Annotated in this window: 12 protein-coding genes; 1 reads left to right on the plus strand and 11 read right to left on the minus strand. The window is 72.3% G+C overall.

Annotated elements, in window-relative coordinates:
• The first annotated feature begins 47 nt into the window (after positions 1–47).
• On the plus strand, positions 48–809 hold the full coding sequence (locus tag CGQ25_RS03930) for an IclR family transcriptional regulator (RefSeq protein ID WP_255405551.1): 762 nt from the start codon (positions 48–50) through the stop codon (positions 807–809).
• Between the two features lie 15 nt (positions 810–824).
• Here the strand turns inward: CGQ25_RS03930 and CGQ25_RS03935 are convergent, their stop codons facing one another.
• The 11 genes from CGQ25_RS03935 to CGQ25_RS03985 form a co-directional block, all read right to left on the minus strand.
• Positions 825–2,129 (minus strand): FAD-dependent oxidoreductase, encoded by a 1,305-nt coding sequence (locus tag CGQ25_RS03935; protein ID WP_208711914.1) that lies wholly within the window; start codon positions 2,127–2,129, stop codon positions 825–827.
• A 45-nt stretch (positions 2,130–2,174) separates the two neighbouring features.
• Complete coding sequence (locus tag CGQ25_RS03940; RefSeq protein WP_208711915.1) at positions 2,175–3,221, minus strand: Ig-like domain-containing protein; 1,047 nt, start codon at positions 3,219–3,221, stop codon at positions 2,175–2,177.
• Positions 3,218–3,883 carry an RNA polymerase sigma factor gene (locus CGQ25_RS03945; protein ID WP_208711916.1) on the minus strand — a complete coding sequence of 222 codons (666 nt, stop codon included), beginning with the start codon at positions 3,881–3,883 and terminating at the stop codon, positions 3,218–3,220. The genes CGQ25_RS03940 and CGQ25_RS03945 overlap by 4 nt, the downstream gene beginning before the upstream one ends.
• 102 nt (positions 3,884–3,985) lie before the next feature.
• Positions 3,986–5,200 (minus strand): formaldehyde dehydrogenase, glutathione-independent, encoded by a 1,215-nt coding sequence (gene fdhA / locus CGQ25_RS03950; RefSeq protein WP_208711917.1) that lies wholly within the window; start codon positions 5,198–5,200, stop codon positions 3,986–3,988.
• Between the two features lie 171 nt (positions 5,201–5,371).
• Positions 5,372–6,097, minus strand: coding sequence for an aspartate/glutamate racemase family protein (locus CGQ25_RS03955; RefSeq protein WP_208711918.1), 726 nt, complete (start codon positions 6,095–6,097; stop codon positions 5,372–5,374).
• A 125-nt stretch (positions 6,098–6,222) separates the two neighbouring features.
• Positions 6,223–7,707 (minus strand): NCS1 family nucleobase:cation symporter-1, encoded by a 1,485-nt coding sequence (locus CGQ25_RS03960; protein ID WP_255405721.1) that lies wholly within the window; start codon positions 7,705–7,707, stop codon positions 6,223–6,225.
• A 365-nt stretch (positions 7,708–8,072) separates the two neighbouring features.
• The gene (locus CGQ25_RS03965) at positions 8,073–8,750 is read right to left on the minus strand and encodes a transglycosylase family protein (protein ID WP_208711920.1); all 678 of its coding nucleotides are present in this window, start codon (positions 8,748–8,750) and stop codon (positions 8,073–8,075) included.
• Positions 8,751–9,085: 335 nt separating this feature from the next.
• Entirely contained in the window at positions 9,086–12,430 is a 3,345-nt protein-coding gene (locus CGQ25_RS03970; protein ID WP_208711921.1) for a DEAD/DEAH box helicase, read from the minus strand.
• An 88-nt stretch (positions 12,431–12,518) separates the two neighbouring features.
• The gene (locus CGQ25_RS03975; RefSeq protein ID WP_208711922.1) at positions 12,519–13,871 is read right to left on the minus strand and encodes a UDP-glucose/GDP-mannose dehydrogenase family protein; all 1,353 of its coding nucleotides are present in this window, start codon (positions 13,869–13,871) and stop codon (positions 12,519–12,521) included.
• Between the two features lie 18 nt (positions 13,872–13,889).
• Complete coding sequence (locus CGQ25_RS03980) at positions 13,890–15,050, minus strand: glycosyltransferase family 1 protein (protein ID WP_208711923.1); 1,161 nt, start codon at positions 15,048–15,050, stop codon at positions 13,890–13,892.
• A 114-nt stretch (positions 15,051–15,164) separates the two neighbouring features.
• A complete protein-coding gene (locus CGQ25_RS03985; RefSeq protein WP_208711924.1) occupies positions 15,165–16,364 on the minus strand; it encodes an MFS transporter in 1,200 nt (399 codons plus the stop codon).
• Between the last annotated feature and the right edge of the window lie 94 nt (positions 16,365–16,458).

The following is a 16,458-nucleotide window of genomic DNA, read 5'->3' on the forward strand; positions in this document are numbered from 1 at the left end:
TCGGCACGGTCTCCCACATCGTGGAATGGCTCTGGCATACTGGGGGCATGACGTCGACTCCTCCCGACATGGTCGGAAAGGCCCTGCTGCTCCTGACCCTGCTCGGCGACTATCCGGACGGGGCATCCCTCTCCGAGGTGGCCAGGAAGGCAGGCTTCCCGCCGAGCACCGCCCACCGGCTGGCCACTGCCCTCGTGCGGGACGGCTACGCCTCAGTCGACGAGGCCAGCCGGCGCTACAGCCTCGGGCTCCAGACCTTCTCCCTCGCGAGCCGTGTGGCCCACCGGCACGGATTCGCGGGGTCCGCCCTTCCGGTGCTCCGCAGGCTCGCCGACCGGACCGCCGAGAGCGCCCTCATGTCGGTGATCGACGGGCACCACCAGCTCTACGTGCACCACGTCCAGGGCAGCCATTCGGTCAGCGTCAGCGGCGAACCGGGACGGCGCGGCCCGCTCCACTGCACCTCGATGGGGAAGGTGCTCGTGGCCTTCGCGGCCGAGGCTGCCCGCAGCGAGCTCGTGGAGCATCTGGAGCTCACGGCCTTCACGCCGCACACCATCGTGGACCGGCAGCGGTTCCGGGACGAGATCGACGAGGTCTCCCGTCAGGGCTACGCCGTCGCCGACGAAGAGCACGAGGCGGGCATCCGCGCCATCGGGGTCCCCGTGCGGAATCCCGACGGCGTCACGGTGGCCGCGCTCTCCGTCGCGGCCCCGGCCTACCGTGTCAGCCGGGAGAGGCTCCTCGACTACCTTCCCGCCCTGAACGAGGCCGCGCAGGAGCTGACGGTCCGACTGCCCCCGCGCTGACCTGCCGGGAGGTCCTCAGCGCGGCTCGAGCCGCTCGAGCCGGCGCGCCCAGCTCGGTGCGTGCTCGGGCCGGGGTCCGATCGCGATGAGTCGGGCGGGGACGCGCTGGAGGAGCGGGAAGCGGGCCAGGAGCCGCAGGGGGAGCGGTACCCGGGTGGCCGACGTCGCGAGCGTGCCCTTCAGTGCCCGGCTCACGACGCCGCGGTGCGCAAGCCGCTGGAAGGCCTGGACGAGCCGGGTGGGCGGCAGCCGCCGCGCCTGGACCTCGGCGAGGACCTTCTCCGGCACGGGGCCGGGTGCGTGCCGCATCCACTGGCCGACGATCCGTGACGCGGCGACGGCGTCCTGGATCGCGAGGTTGATGCCCACCCCGCCGACCGGGGACATGGGGTGCGCGGCGTCGCCGATGAGGAGCAGGCCGTCCCGATGCCACTCGCGCAGGCGCTCGACGCGGACGTCGAGGAGCTTGACGTCGTCGAACGAGCCCGGCCACCGTGTGAGCCGGTCGGCGAGCCAGGGCTGCAGCCGCGCGAGCCTGGACCGGAACGCCTCAAGGCCCTCGGCGCGCAGCTGCGCGTCCTGGCCCTTGGCGATGAGGTAGCCGCACTGCCACTCGTGGCCGCGGTCGATCATGACCATGAACTCGCGCCCCGAGAGCCGGCCCACGCCGCCGTCGGGATCGCCCTCGTGGCGCGGCAGCCTGAACCACCACACGTCGATCGGCGCCCCGAAGGTCTCGGCCGAGAGCCCCGCGGCCGCGCGCACGTCCGACCAGCGGCCGTCGCACGCGACGACGAGGTCGGCGGCGAGGAGGTGCTCGGGGAGGGGTTTCGACTCCGCTGCGCTGCGCTCAACCGGCGTGGGGCGGTAGTCGCGCCACCGCACCCCGGCGACCCGCCCGCCGTCGTGCGCCAGGCCCACCGCCTCCGCCGAGCGCAGCAGCGTGAAGTGCGGCTCGCGCTCCGCGGCGTCGGCGAGCATCTCGAGGAAGTCCCACTGCGGGACGAGGGCCACGTGCCGGTGCAGCCCGGGGAGGGAACGGCCCAGGTCCGCCAGACGCACCGTTCCGGCGTCGAGCTGGATCTCCGCCCGGTCCATGAGCCGGTGGGGGAGCTCGGCGAACGCGGAGCCCAGCCCGAGCTCGTCCAGGAGCGTCAGGGTCGACGCGTGGACCGTGTCGCCGCGGAAGTCGCGGAGGAAGTCCGGGTGCTTCTCGAGCACCACCGTCTCGATCCCGCCCCTCGCGAGCAGGAGTCCCAGGACCATGCCCGCGGGTCCGCCGCCCACCACCGCCACGCGCGTCCGCTCGGGTGCAGCCATGGCTCCAGCGTACGCGGGGGCGCCCGGGGAGTCAGGCGACGCGTCCTAGTCGATCTGCTTGACCGTGATGGTCACCGGCTGGCTCGTGGTCCCCTGGTACATGGCCGTGATCCGGGAGGTCCCGGCCTTCTCGGGGTAGGCGTTGCCGTGGTCGTCCATCCGGACCGCCTCGCCGTTGTCAGAGGACCAGGACACCGCGTCCACCACCTCGGACTTCCCGGTCGTGTAGGTGACGGTCGCGGTCAGCTTCACGGGCTTGTCGCCCACGAACAGCGGGGGCACGGTCGCGGGCTCGATCTGAAGCCGCACCACCTCCGGCGGGGTCACGACGACCAGGGCGAGCGCCTCGTACGAGGCCCCGAGCGGGTCCTTGGCGGTGGCCGTCAGCAGCGCGCTGCCCGGCGCGACCCCGGTGACGGTCCCCGCCGCGTCCACCGTGGCGATCTTCTCGTCGCTGGTCTTCCACGTCAGCTGGGAGGCCGGGATGACCGAGTTGTCGCTCAGGCGCAGCTGCGCGGAGAACGCGGTGGTCAGCCCGGCCCGGACGCTCGTGCTCTCCGGGTCGACCTCCAGCGCGCGGACCGTGACCGAGGGGGTGGGGGTGAAGGTGGACCCGGGGACCACCGAGAAGGTGAGCGACGAGGTGAAGCCGCCGAACGTGGCGCTGACGGCGGTGGAACCCTCGGCGACAGCCGTGAGCAGCCCTGCGCCGTCGACCGCGACCACGGAAGGATTCGCGCTCGACCACACCACCCCGTCCTCGAGCTGGCGGGTACGGCCGTCGCTCAGGGTGGCCTTCGCCGAGGCCTGGATCTTCAGCCCCAGCGGGAGCTGCTGCCCCGGCGCCGAGACGACGATCCCGATCACCGTCGCGGAGCGGCTGCTGTCGCCCCCGGCTGGCCCGACCAGCCGCACGATGACGAGCGCCGCCGCGGCCGCGAGCACGGCGACCGCTGTGAGGACGCTCAGGAGCGTGGCACGGTTCCGGAGCCGCTCGTGCCCGCGGGCGACGGCGCTCTCCAAGTCCGCGGGATGCCTCGCGGCGAGCTCGGTCGCCTCGGCGTAGAGCCGCTGCCGGAGCTCGCTGTTCACGGCGAACCGCTCCCGGTGGGGCCGCTGCCGAGCGAGAGCTGGGCCTGCTCGTTGGCGCGTGCGAGGCGGTCGGTGACGGTCGAGGTGGTGCTCTCAGTCAGTCCGGCGATCTCGGCGATGGTGAGCGCGGCGAAGTCATGGAGCACGACGGCGACGCGCTCGCCGATCGGCAGCTTCGCCAGGAGGGTCTTCGCCTCGGCAGGGGTCTCGGGCTGCGCCCAGCGGTCCCTCTTCTCGAGGAGCTGGACGAGCACGCACAGCGTGTAGAGCCGCAGCTGCGGCGTGACCGGGCCGCGCCAGACCTCCGCCGTCCGCGACCAGGCCGCCTCGAGGAGGGCCTTGGCCTGCTCCGGGTCTCCGCACAGCAGCTGCGCGCAGAGCTGGAGGTCCCCGCGCTGCTGCTCGAAGACGCTCTCGATGTCCTGCTGCCGCCCGGACAGCGCAGCGGTGAGCTTCAGGTCTCCCGGCAGGCCGAGCTCGATGTCCCGCACGGCGGGCACGACGGCGGCGAGGAGGACCAGGGCCCCTGCGCCGATCGGGACGGCGGAGAGGAGCGTCGGCACGAGCCACCCGGCCGCGATCGCAGCGATCCCGACGGCGGCGACGAGGACCCGCGCTGGACGGATGGCCGCCCTGAAGCGGCGCTTCGGCAGATCGCACATGACGCACCCCTGAGGTCTGGACCCATTTTACGTCCAGCAACTGGAGCAACGTGAGGGTCCACGACCGTCAGGGGTGCGCGCGGGCGTCCTTCCCGGTGCCTGCTAGTTCTTGACGTAGCCGTTCGGGTTGAGGACGTACTTGGTGGCGGCGCCGGCGTCGAACTCGGCGTAGCCGCGCGGCGCGTCGTCGAGGCCGATCGCCGTGGCGTTGACGTTCTTCCCGATCTGGACGCGGTCGTGGAGGATCGCCATCATGAGCCCCCGGTTGTACTTCATGACGGGGCACTGGCCGGTGGTGAAGGACAGCGACTTCGCCCACCCCGTGCCGAGCGAGAGGGACAGCGAGCCCTTCTGGGCGGACTCGTCGATGCCGCCGGGGTCGCCCGTGACGTAGAGGCCCGGGATGCCGAGGGCGCCGCCGGCGGCCGTGATGTCCATGAGCGAGTTCAGCACGGTGGCCGGGGCCTCCTTCGCCCCCGAGCCGTGGCCCTTGGCCTCGAACCCCACCGCGTCGATGCCGCAGTCCACGAGCGGCTCGCCGAGGATCTGCTCGATCTGCTCCGCCGGGCCGCCCTTGGTCAGGTCCACGGTCTCGCAGCCGAAGCTCGCCGCCTGCTTGAGCCGGTCCGCGTTCATGTCCCCCACGATGACGACGGCGGCGCCCAGCAGGAGCGCGCCCGTCGCCGCCGCGAGGCCCACCGGCCCGGCCCCGGCCACGTACACGGTCGAACCGACCCCGACGCCTGCGGTGACGGCGCCGTGGAACCCCGTGGGGAAGATGTCCGAGAGCATGGTCAGGTCCATGATCTTCTCCAGCGCCTGGTCGCGGTCAGGGAACACCAGGAGGTTCCAGTCCGCGTAGGGGACCAGGACGTACTCGGCCTGGCCGCCGACCCAGCCGCCCATGTCCACGTACCCGTACGCGCTGCCGGGCCGGTCGGGGTTGACGTTGAGGCAGATGCCGGTCTTGCGCTCCTTGCAGTTCCGGCACCTGCCGCACGCGATGTTGAACGGGACCGAGACGATGTCCCCGACCTTGACGAACTCCACGTCGGGACCGACCTCGACGACCTCGCCAGTGATCTCGTGCCCGAGGACGAGGTCCTTCGGCGCGGTCGTGCGGCCGCGCACCATGTGCTGGTCGGAGCCGCAGATGTTCGTGGTGACCGTCTTCAGGATGGCTCCGTGGGGGACCTTCCGCCCCACATTCGCCGGGTTGACCCCGGGCCCGTCCTTGAGCTCGAACGTCGGGTAGTCGGTGTCGATGACCTCGACGACGCCCGGCCCCTTGTAAGCGACCGCTCTGTTGCCTGCCATGGATGCTGGTCCCCTGCCTTGGTTCGGGCGGGGCCGGTGCCGACCCCGCGTGCTGATGCAGTCAATCTGCCTGGCGCGGGCCGGGCGCACGGTGCTGTGCGGGTGGCGCGCGTCACTTCTCGGCGGTACGGGCACCGTAGGCAGAGGCGCCGGGGCAGGTCAAGGCACGTCTCAGGCGGCGCTGAGGGGCCAGCCGGTGACCTTCTTGGGGCGCGGCGGCGCGTAGGTGCGCACCTTGGACGTGCTCAGCCCGAGCCGGACGAGGCCCTCTGCGACGGCCACGGCGGCAGCGACGCCGTCGACCACGGGGACGCCGCAGCGCTCGCGGATCCGGGCGTCGAGGCCGCTCATGCCGCCGCAGCCGAGCACGATCACCTCCGCCCTGTCGTCGCCCACCGCTGCCTCGGCCTGGGCGACGATCTCCTTCACCGCCCGCTCGGGGTCCTCCTCGAGCTCGAGCACGCCGAGCCCGGACGCGCGCACCGAAGCGCAGCGGGCGTCGAGCCCGGCGAGCCTGAGCCGGTCCTCGATCAGCGGGACGGCCCGGTCCAGCGTCGTCACCACGGAGTACCTGTGGCCGAGGAACATCGCTGTCGAGGCGGCGGCCTCGGTGATGTCCACGACGGGCACGTCGAGGAGCTCCTGGAGGCCCTCCCGCCCGTGCTCGCCGTAGCCGGCCTGGATCACGGCGTCGAACTCGCCCTCGTAGCGGGAGACCGCGTCCATGACCGCGACGGCGGCCAGGTAGGACTCGAAGTTGCCCTCGCACGAGTCTGCGCCGAGGCGTGGCGTGATGCCGACGATCTCCGTGCCCGCCGATGCGGCTGCGCGTGCGGCCGCGGCGATGGAGTCGGTCATGGACTGGGTGGTGTTGACGTTGGCGACAAGGATGCGCATGGGGGTACCTGGCTTCTGCTGGTGAGGAGGCCCCGCAGGGGGCTGCGGTGGTCACGACGGCGGCGGGCCGGGCGCGGGGGCCGGGCCGCCGCCGTCGTGCTCGGGATGGCGCGTGGAGGTGGGCGTCAGTGGACGCTGGGGACGGCGATGGCCTCGCCGTCCGCGTCGTTGAGGGCTCGGGTGCGGTCGGCGATGAACCAGTAGTTCACGGCGGCGATGCCGGCGCCGAAGAACCAGGCGAACGAGCTCAGCATGGACAGGGCGGGGATGAAGGCGATCGCCAGGGCGACGGCCGCGGCGGGCACGAGGGCGGCGATGGCGCGGGGGTTGACGCCCTTGGTGTAGTGGTAGTCGGCGGCCGCCGCCTCGGTGTACAGCGCCGGGACATTGACCTTGCCGCGGCGGATGAGCCAGTAGTCCGCCATGATCACGCCGAACAGCGGGCCCAGGAGCGCGCCGAGGCCGCCGAGGAAGTAGACGATCACGATCGGGTTGTTGTAGAGGTTCCACGGCAGGATCACGAGGCCGACCACGGCCGAGACCATCGCGGCCCTGCGGAAGTTCAGGCGCCGCGGGAACAGGTTGGTCAGGGCGTAGGTCGGGGCGACGAAGTTGGCCATGAGGTTCACGGCGATCGTGAGGACGAGGAGCGCGAGGGACGCGGCGGCGAGCAGGAACGTATTCGGGATCGAGGCGACGATGTCCGACGGGCTCGTGATGATCTGGCCGTTGATCCTGAACTGGGCCCCGGCGAGGACCACGGTGATCGCGCCGAAGAGGAGCATGTTGACCGGGATGCCCCAGAAGTTGCCCTTGACGATTGCGGCCCTGGTCTTGGCGGAGCGGGTGAAGTCGCAGAAGTTGAGCACGAACGTGCCGTAGATGGAGACCCAGAGGGCGCCGCCGCCGAGGATGTGCAGCCACATGTCCCCGCCGGTGAGGCTCCTGTCGGTGCTCCACGCGATCTGGAAGCCCGCCTGCGCGAACATCCAGACGGCGAGGGCGAGCATGGTGGCCAGGATGATGGGCCCGGCGAAGGCCTCGTACTTGCGGATCATCTCCATGCCGTAGGAGACGATGACGACCTGCACGACCCACAGGCCCACGAACGCGATCCAGCCGAGAGGGGAGAGGCCGAGGAGCTGGCCCTCGTCGAGCGGGGCGAGGCCGGGCGCGACGGCGATCAGCAGCACGCGCAGCACGACCGAGGCCAGGTAGGTTTGGATGCCGAACCACGCAATGGCGACCGCGCCGCGGACGAGGGCGGCGATCTGCGCGCCGTGGATGCCGAAGGCGATCCGGCTCATGACGGGGAACGGGACGCCCGTCTTCTGCCCCATGAAGCCGGAGAGGTTAAGCAGGGCGAACAGGAGGGCCGCGCCGACGCCGAGGGCCGCGAGGACCTGCCAGCCGCCGAGGCCCAGGGCGAAGAGGCCGATCGCGAACGCGTAGTTGCCGAGGCTGTGCACGTCGTTGGCCCAGAGGGTGAAGATGCTGTAGGCGCTCCAGCTGCGGCCGGCGCGCTGGGTGGGGGCCAGGTCCTTGTTGTAGAGGCGGGTGCTGAGCCCGGCGGGGACGGCCGACGGCGCGTGGCTGCGGGCGGTGTCCATCGGGGCGGCGGCGGTGTCCAGCTCGGGGACGACAGTGTCCGGGGTGCTGTTCATTGGCTGACTCTCTGGGAGGGGGCAAGGAGACTGCGCAACTTTTGGGGGACGAGACGGGAGCGTGTGTGATCCGCGTCTCTCCTTTTGGTATCCCAAATGTACAGCTCTTGGTATCCCAGCGCAAGGGTGGTCGGAAGGAGTCTGCTGCCGCGGGATCCCGCCGGATGCCGAACCCGGGGACGAGAGAAGCGCCGCACCAGAGCCCGCCGTGGTGCCCGCGAGCGCGGGTGGGCGAATTCTGGTGCGGCGCTGAGGGGGAGGGTGGTTGTGCGCGGCACTTGGGGGGCGGCGCCGCGCACGTCCGCCCGGCCTTACTGGGCCGGGAGCTGGAGGACCTGGTTGACGAAGATCAGGTTGGGGTTGCTGATGGTGGAGGCGTTCGCATCCGCGAGCCTCTCCCAGCCGCCCGTGATGCCGAGCTTCTGGGCGATCCCGCTCAGCGTATCGCCCGCGGCGACCGTGTAGGTCTTGCCGCTCAGCGGGACCTGCGCGGCGTGGCGGCCCTGCGTCGGCGCGACCTGCGCGGGAGCGGCGGCCTTGGCCGGCGCCTTCTGGACTGGCGCCTGCTGTACGGGCGCCTTCGGGGCGGGGGCCGGGGCTGGGGCCGGCTGGACGGGAGTCGGGTTGGCGCCGGCCGTGCCGTAGAGGCCCAGCTTTGCGGAGCAGGCAGGCCATGCGCCCCAGCCCTGTCCGGCGAGCACGCGCTCCGCGACGGCAATCTGCTGGTCACGGGTGGCGTTGGCGGGGGATCCGGAGCCGCCGTAGGCGGCCCAGGTGCTCTGGGTGAACTGGAGGCCGCCGTAGTAGCCGTTGCCGGTGTTGGCCGACCAGTTGCCGCTGGCCTCGCACTGGGCGAGAGCGTCCCACGTGGAACCCGAGACGGCGTTGGCGGCGGGGGCTCCGAGGGCGGCGGCACCGAGCGCGGCACCGGAGGCGGCCACCACGGCGAGGGAGCGGCGGGCGGAGGAAGCGAAAGATGTCTTCTTCATAACGGTGTGTATGCTCGGGGCTCCACCGGCACTCCCTCTGTCCCCAGAAGTCGTCGTGCGCCACCGGCCCCTGACGGTCAACGGTCAGGTCGAGGTGTCTGCGCAGACGGCGGCGAACGGTGGACGGCAGCACCCGGCATATGCAGCCGACGGCGTCAAAGGCCGCGGCGATTGTCTGCCTCCGCCTCGCGGGGTAGAGGCTTTGGTCCGTTATCGAACCTTGACCTCTACCGTAGAGGATCGGTTCTCTGTTGCCAAACCGTGATCTTTACTGAGAGTCTGCTGGGACTCCGCTGTCTTCTCGTGCCCGTCGGTCTCTTCAGTCCCTGGCCGACTCAGTCCAGGAGGCTCCGGACGTCGTCGGCGGTCAGGGTCGAGGCGAACATGGCGTCGTCGTCCATGACGGAGGAGAAGAGGGCGGCCTTCTTCTCCTTGAGCTCCATGACCTTCTCCTCGATCGTGCCCTTGGCCACGAGCCGGTACGTCATGACACGGCGGGTCTGCCCGATGCGGTGCACGCGGTCCACGGCCTGCGCCTCGGCCGCGGGGTTCCACCATGGGTCCAGCAGGAAGCAGTAGTCGGCCTCCGTCAGGTTCAGCCCGAAGCCGCCCGCCTTGAGCGAGATGAGGAAGACCGGCGCCTCGCCCTCCTTGAAGCGCGACACGACCTCCCCGCGGCGGCGTGTCGACCCGTCGAGGTACTCGTAGGCGATGCCCTCGGCCTCGAGCCGGGCAGCGGCCTTCTTGAGGAAGGACGTGAACTGGCTGAACACCAGCGCGCGGTGCCCCTCGGCGACAACGTCGTCGAGCTGCTCGAGGAGCGAGTCGAGCTTCGCGGGCGAGACCGCCTCGTGCGCATCGTCGACGAGGGACGGGTCGAGGGCCATGAGCCGCAGGAGGGTGAGGGAGCGGAAGACGATGAAGCGGTTGCGGTCCAGGTCCTCGACGAGGCCCAGCACCTTCTCCCGCTCGCGCTGGAGGTACTGCTGGTAGAGCTTGCGGTGCCTGGGGTCGAGGTCCACGTCGAGGCGCTGCTCGAGCTTCTCCGGGAGCTCCTTCGCGACGGCGTCCTTGGTGCGGCGCAGCATGAGCGGCCGGACGCGGCGCCGGAGCCGGGCGAGCCGGTCCGCGTCGGCGTTCTTCTCGATTGGCTTGGCGAAGTCCTGGCCGAAGTGGTGGGCCGCCGGGAACAGGCCCGGGGCCACGATCGCGAAGAGGGACCACAGCTCCATGAGGTTGTTCTCGAGCGGCGTGCCCGTGAGGGCGAGCTTGAACGGCGCCTCGAGGTCCCGGGCGCACTGGTGGGCCTTCGTCGCGCGGTTCTTCAGGAACTGCGCCTCGTCCATCACGAGGCCCGACCAGGCCAGGGCCGCGTACGCCTCGAAGTCCAGCCGGAACAGGGCGTAGCTCGTCACGACCAGGTCCGCGTCCGCGCACGACTGCGCGAGCGGCACACCGGACTTCCCCTCGGTGTCGGTCAGTGCGACCGTCCTCAGGCCGGGCGCGAAGCGCGCCGCCTCCGTGGCCCAGTTCGCCACGACCGAGGTAGGCGCCACGACGAGGAACGGCGGCTTCGGTTCCCCGGCCAGCGCGTGCAGGATGAGCGCGAGCGTCTGGAGGGTCTTGCCCAGGCCCATGTCGTCCGCGAGCACGCCGCCGAGCCCGTGCCGGTGGAGGAAGGCGAGCCACTGGAACCCGTCGTCCTGATAGGGGCGCAGCTGGGCCTGGAGGTCGGCGGGCACCGGGACCCGGTCGAGCGCATGCGGGTCGAGGAGGCCGTCGACCGCGGTCCTCCAGCGCGGCGCCTGAACGGTCTCGCCCGCGATCTCGGCGATCTCGTCCCAGAGCCCGGCCTGGTACAGGCTCAGCCGGGGCGGCTTCTTCGAGGTGCTCTCGGCGCGCCACTCGCGCAGCTCGTGGGATTCGTCGATGAGCTTCTTGAGGCGGCGGATCTCAGGGGTGTCGATGCGGAACCAGGTCTTGTCCGGCAGCATGACCTTCTCCCGCCCCTTGGCCAAGGCCGTGAAGATGTCCTGGAACGGGATGGAGCGGCCCTCCACGGTGACCATGAGCCCGAGGTCGAACCAGTCGCGCTTCTCGCTCTCGACCGTGCTGACCACGAGCTCGGGGGCGCCGTGGAGCTGCCGGTAGTCGGGCCGTGTCCCCTCGACGCGGACCTCGATCCCGTCCGCGGCCTCGAGGACGGCAAGGGTGCGCTCCGCGAAGTCCGCGGTGTCGAGGCCCTCGAGCCTGGCCGGGCCGAGCGGCTTTCCCGCGAGGACGCTGTCGGCGAGGGCCGCCGCAGCAGCGGCCGCTCTGGACTCCTCCTCCGACTCGTCCCGGCGCATGCCGTCGCCAGGGGAGGCCACGAGCGGCAGCCGCCGGACGGCGTCGCCCGAACGGTACTCCCAGTGCCAGTCCAGCCGCAGGACGTCGCGCGGTTCGAAGCGGGCGGTGAGCACGAGCGCGGGCGGCTCGATGGGCGGCAGGCCGAGCGCATCGTCGTCTGCCGTGAGGGTGACCGCGCGGGCGAGGTCCGGGTAGAACTCGGCGACGAACGCCTCCCGGTCGCCCGCGGGGATCTCGATGCCCTCGGGCGTCTGCAGCAGGGCCCGCTCGCGGTCGCCCAGGCGGGACGCGGCCTGGGCGAGGACGATGCGCTCCTCGGTCCCGGTGCGCACGACGGCGTAGGCCCCGTGGTCGCCGATCGTTCCCGCCGCGGTGGTCGGCGCCGGGACGCCGCCGATGGCGAGGACGGGCGCGAGGCGGATCGCGCCGTCGTCCGCGGGGAGCGCCTCGAGGCTCACCGTGGCGAGCTCACGCGCGACCTCGACCGAGACGCCCTTGCGGGTGCCCACGAGCTCGACGCCCACGTGGGCCGCCGCATCGAGGAGGGTCCACAGGAGGGGGCTGATGAAGTCGTCGAGGTAGATCCAGGGGTCATTGCCGTTCCAGTACCCCGAGCCCGTCCCGAGGCGGAGGGCCTGGATCTCGCGGAAGCAGGCGAAGTGGGCCTCGACGTAGTCCCCGTTGTAGTCCTGGCGGCCGAACGTGCTCCACGTGAGGTTTCCCTTGACCCACTTGCCCGTCTTCGGGCTGCTGGCCACCGGGCGCATCGCGAGCTTGCGGCCCTGGCTGAAGCGGGGCGCATGCGGGCCGCTGAAGCGGCGGGAGAACGCGGCGTCGAGGTCGCGGAACTCGAACTGGAGGCCCAGGCGCTGCGCCGCCCCTCCGGCCCGGCCGCGCGCGCCGGACGGGGAGATGATCTGCCGCAGCTCCGCCTTCCATGCGGGCTCCGCGGCCTCGGCCCGGCCCCGGGCCGCGCCCGCCAGACCGCGGAGGTGGTCCGCGTTCGCGGCCAGCACCGCGGCGGCCATGTGCTTGCAGTCCGTGCCAACGGGGCAGGTGCACCACCCGCCGTCGTACCTGAACGTGGAACCGGAGGGCTGGAGGTAGACCTTGACCTCGTACGGCTCGGGGTCGCTGCCCTGGACCAGGCCGACGAGCTCGAGGGCTCCGGAGTTCCAGTCCAGCTCGAGGACGTGCCCGCCGCGCGTGTAGGCGTTGGCCTTGGCCATGGCGGTCGGCCCCACCCGGTGCAGCATCGTCACCGCGTCGACCAGCGGCAGGCTGGCGCTCGCCAGGCTGTCGCGGGGTGCGGGGAAGGGGGTGGGGGCCATGGATTCCATGCTCCCACGCCCCTCCGACGCGTTTCGAACCGGGACCGCGCCCTGTGGACAGATCTTCGCTCTGGGCTGACAGGGCGGGTCAGGCGACCTGGACCCGGGCCGCATCCCCGGTGCCGACGCCGTGGACCGTCCATCCGGCCGCGCGCCACTCCGTCCGGGGCAGGACATTGCGGGCGTCGATGATCACGGGACGGCGCACGCGGCCCGCGAGGTCGAGCGGGTCGAGGGCGCGGAACTGGGGCCACTCCGTCAGCAGCAGGACGATCTCCGCGCCCTCCGCCGCCGCCGCGACGGACGACTCGAACTGCAGCTGCGGGTACCGCATCCACGCGTTGTTGATGGCCTTGGGGTCGGTCACAACCACATGCGCTCCTGCGCCCGCGAGCCGCACCGCGACGTCGAGGGCGGGGGAGTCGCGGATGTCGTCGGTGTCCGGCTTGAACGCGGCGCCCAGCACCGCGATCCGGCGGCCGGAGACCGCGCCGCCGCACAGCTCCGCCGCCAGCGCAGCCACCCGGCCGCGCTGGCCCACGTTGATCGAGTCGACCAGGCCCATCCACGCATCCACCGAGTCCACCGCGAGCTCGCGCGCCTGCGCCCGGAACGAGCGGATGTCCTTGGGCAGGCAGCCGCCGCCGAAGCCGAGTCCGGCGGCGAGGTACCGCTGGCCGATCCGCGGGTCGAGTCCCATCGCCGCGGAGAGCTGGGTGACGTCCGCGCCGGCGGCGTCGCACAGCTCGGCCATGGCGTTGATGTAGGAGAGCTTCGTGGCGAGGTACGCGTTGGCGGCGGACTTGATGAGCTCCGCGGTTGCGAAGCTGGTCACGATCCGGGGGACGCCGGCGTGCAGGAGGGGAGCGTAGACCTCGTCGAGCGTGCGCACGGTGCTGGGTCCTGCGGACCCCGGCCCGGCGGCGTCGTCCGAGTCCTCCACCCCGTACACGAGGCGGTCTGGCACGAGTGAGTCCTTCACCGCGGTGCCCTGCCGCAGGAATTCCGGGTTCCACGCGAGCGCCAGGTCGGCTCCCGAGAGCCACTCCCGCACCCGGTGCACCGTGCCGACGGGGACGGTGGACTTGCCCACGACGGCGGAGCCCGCCTTGGCCCGCGCGCCCACCGCCCGCGTCGCGGCCTCGAGATAGCCCAGGTCCGCGACGTCGCTCGTCTTGGACTGTGGGGTGCCGACGCACAGGAAGTGCACCTCGGCGTCCGCCACCCGGTCCATGTCGGTGGAGAACGTGAGCCGGCCGCTGTCCCGGCCGTCGGCGAGGAGCTCCTCGAGCCCGGGTTCGAAGAACGGCGCGAAGCCCCTCGAGAGGTGACCGACCTTGTCGGCGTCCGTGTCGATGCCCACCACGTCGTGGCCCATCGACGCCAGGGTCGCGGCGTGGACCGCGCCGAGGTATCCGCAGCCGATGACGGAGATCTTCATGGTGTTCCCTTTCGCTGGTCAGCCGGCCGCGAGCGACGCCCGCCGGGCGATCACGGCCTCGTAGTGTCCGATGAGCTGCTCGGAGATGGCGCGCCAGGACCGACCCCGCACGCTCCGCCGCGCGGCGGCGGCGAAGGCGGCGCGCTTGGCATCGTCCCCGAGAAGGTCGAGGGCGTACGAGCGCAGCTCGTCGAGGCGTCCCGGCGTGTACAGCCAGCCGGTCTTCGAGTTGTCCACGAGGTCGAGGGGCCCTCCCCGTCCCGTGGCGACGACCGGGACCCCCGAGGCCATGGCCTCCTGGATGGTCTGGCAGAAGGTCTCGAACTCGCCCGGGTGGACGAAGAGGTCGAAGCTGGCCACGATCCTGGCCAAGTCTTCCCCGCCCTGGAAGCCGGCGAAGTGGGCGGACGGCAGCTGGGCCTCGAGCTGGGTGCGCAGCGGGCCGTCGCCGACGACCACCAGCTTCGTTCCGGGGATATCCGCGAGGACGTGGAGGTCCTCCACCTGCTTCTCCGCGGCGAGCCTGCCCACGTACCCGATCACCTTCACCGGGCGCCCCTCGCGGGTGCAGCCGGCGACGGAGGCCCGCCACGCGGCGTCGCGCTTCGAGGGGGTGAAGCGCACGGTGTCCACGCCGCGGCGCCACAGCTCGACGTCGAGCACGCCGCGGCCGCGCAGCTGGTTGAACGCGAAGGTCGACGGCGCGAGCGTGCGGTCCGCGAGGAGGTGGATGGCCTCCACGCGCTGCCACGCCCAGTTCTCAAGGAACGGCAGGCCGTAGCGCGCCGCGTACCCGGGCACCTCGGTCTGGTAGACGGCGATGGTCGGCAGGCCCAGCTGGTCCGCGGCGCGGACCGCGCGCCACCCCAGCTCGAACGGGGAGGCGAGGTGGACGACGTCCGGGGCGAAGGCCCTCAGGATGCGCTTGACCTTGGGCACGGCGCCGAATGCGACCCGCACGTTTGGATACCCGGCCACGGGAAGGGCCGGCAGGCGGTGCACCTGGGCGCCGGCCACCCGCTCCCGCACCGGGAAGACGGCGCTGGCCCCCTCACCGGAGGGGGCGATGACGAGCACCTCGTCGCCGCGCTCCTGGAAGTGGTCGAGGATCCGCAGGATGGAGTGCGTGACCCCGTTCATCTGCGGCAGGAACGACTCGGCAACAATCGCGATCCTCACGCCTCAACCATCCTGTGACCATTTGACCGAAGGGCAGAGGAGGCGTGACGCGGCGTGGAAGCCTAAGTGAACGCGGGGAGGACGGGTGCGCCAGTCGGGGCCCGGCGCGGGAGGTCAGTCCTGGGCGTGAGACGGCGCACGCGGGGCTGCGAGCCCGGCGAGCGCTACCGCGCCTGCGAGGGCAGCGAGGCCCCAGCCGAGGCCCGCTCCCGCGGCGACCGCCCCGACCAGGAGCGGGCCGCCGGCGTCGCCCGCCTCCCGTCCGATCTCCGCCGAGCCCATCGTGCGGCCCATCCGCTCGGGCGGGGTGGCGTCGGCGAGGTGTGCGAACGCGAGCGGGGTCGCGAGACCGATCCCGGCTCCCACGAGCAGCGCCGCGGCGTAGACGGCCAGGGCCGCGGCCGCGGTCCCGGCAGTTGCCCCAGCGGCCCCAACGAGAGCCCCGACGACGATGAGCCCGAGGCCGAGGAGGATGCCGCGCGTGTCGGTGAGGCGGCCGGCGTCCCTCAGCGCGCCGACGCGCGGCTGGACGAGGGACGAGGCGATGGCGAGGACGGTCACGGCCGCGATCGCGGCGGCGGTGCTGAGCCCTGACTGGGCTGCGAGGGCGGGCAGGAAGCCCACGGCGGCGCCGAGCGATCCCGTCGCGGCGGCGAGCACGAGGGTGGGGCCGAGGAACGAGCGGTCGCCGATCTGGCGCGCGAGGTCCGCCACGGTGTAGCGGCGGCGGGGGAGCGGTTCGAGGCGCGGCATCGCCGCCGCGACCCAGACCGCGACGCCTGCGGCGACCAGCGAGAGGACGCCGAACAGCAGCGGGAACCCGCCGAGGTAGAGCGCGGCGGCCCCAAGCAGCGGCCCGATCGCGTACCCGATCCCCTTCCACGAGCCGTAGCGCCCGAAGTACCGCCCGGTGAGCGGGCCTGCCAGCCGTGCGACGCTCGCCGACGACGCGGGCGAGAAGGCCGACGCCGCCGCGCCCTGCCCGAGCCGGGCCACGGCGAGCGCCCACGGCGCCTGGACGAAGACCCCCACGAGCGAGGCCGCGGCGAACGCCACGAGCCCGCCGACGACCACCGGCTTGGGGCCGAGCCTGTCCGCGAGGGAGCCGAAGAGGGGCTTGAGGAAGACCTCCGCCAGGTCGTACAGGGCCAGCAGGACGCCGAGCGCGAACAGGTTCAGGCCCAGACCGCCAGGGCCGCTCTCCGCGCCGAGGCCCGCTGCGATGCTGTGGGCGCCGAACGCCGTCGTGAACCCCGCCGCGTAGAGGGGGACGACGGCCGCGAAGGGCGGGGGTGCTGGAGCGGGCTGGGTCACGGCCCTGATTCTAGGCCGGGCAGCGAGCGGTGCGGGCAGCGAGCGGCGCGGGCCCCGAGCAGGGCCCGCGCCGCGGTGGCAGGGACTGCAGGAC

This window comes from Sinomonas sp. R1AF57 (genome assembly GCF_002224485.1).
Lineage (GTDB): Bacteria > Actinomycetota > Actinomycetes > Actinomycetales > Micrococcaceae > Sinomonas > Sinomonas flava.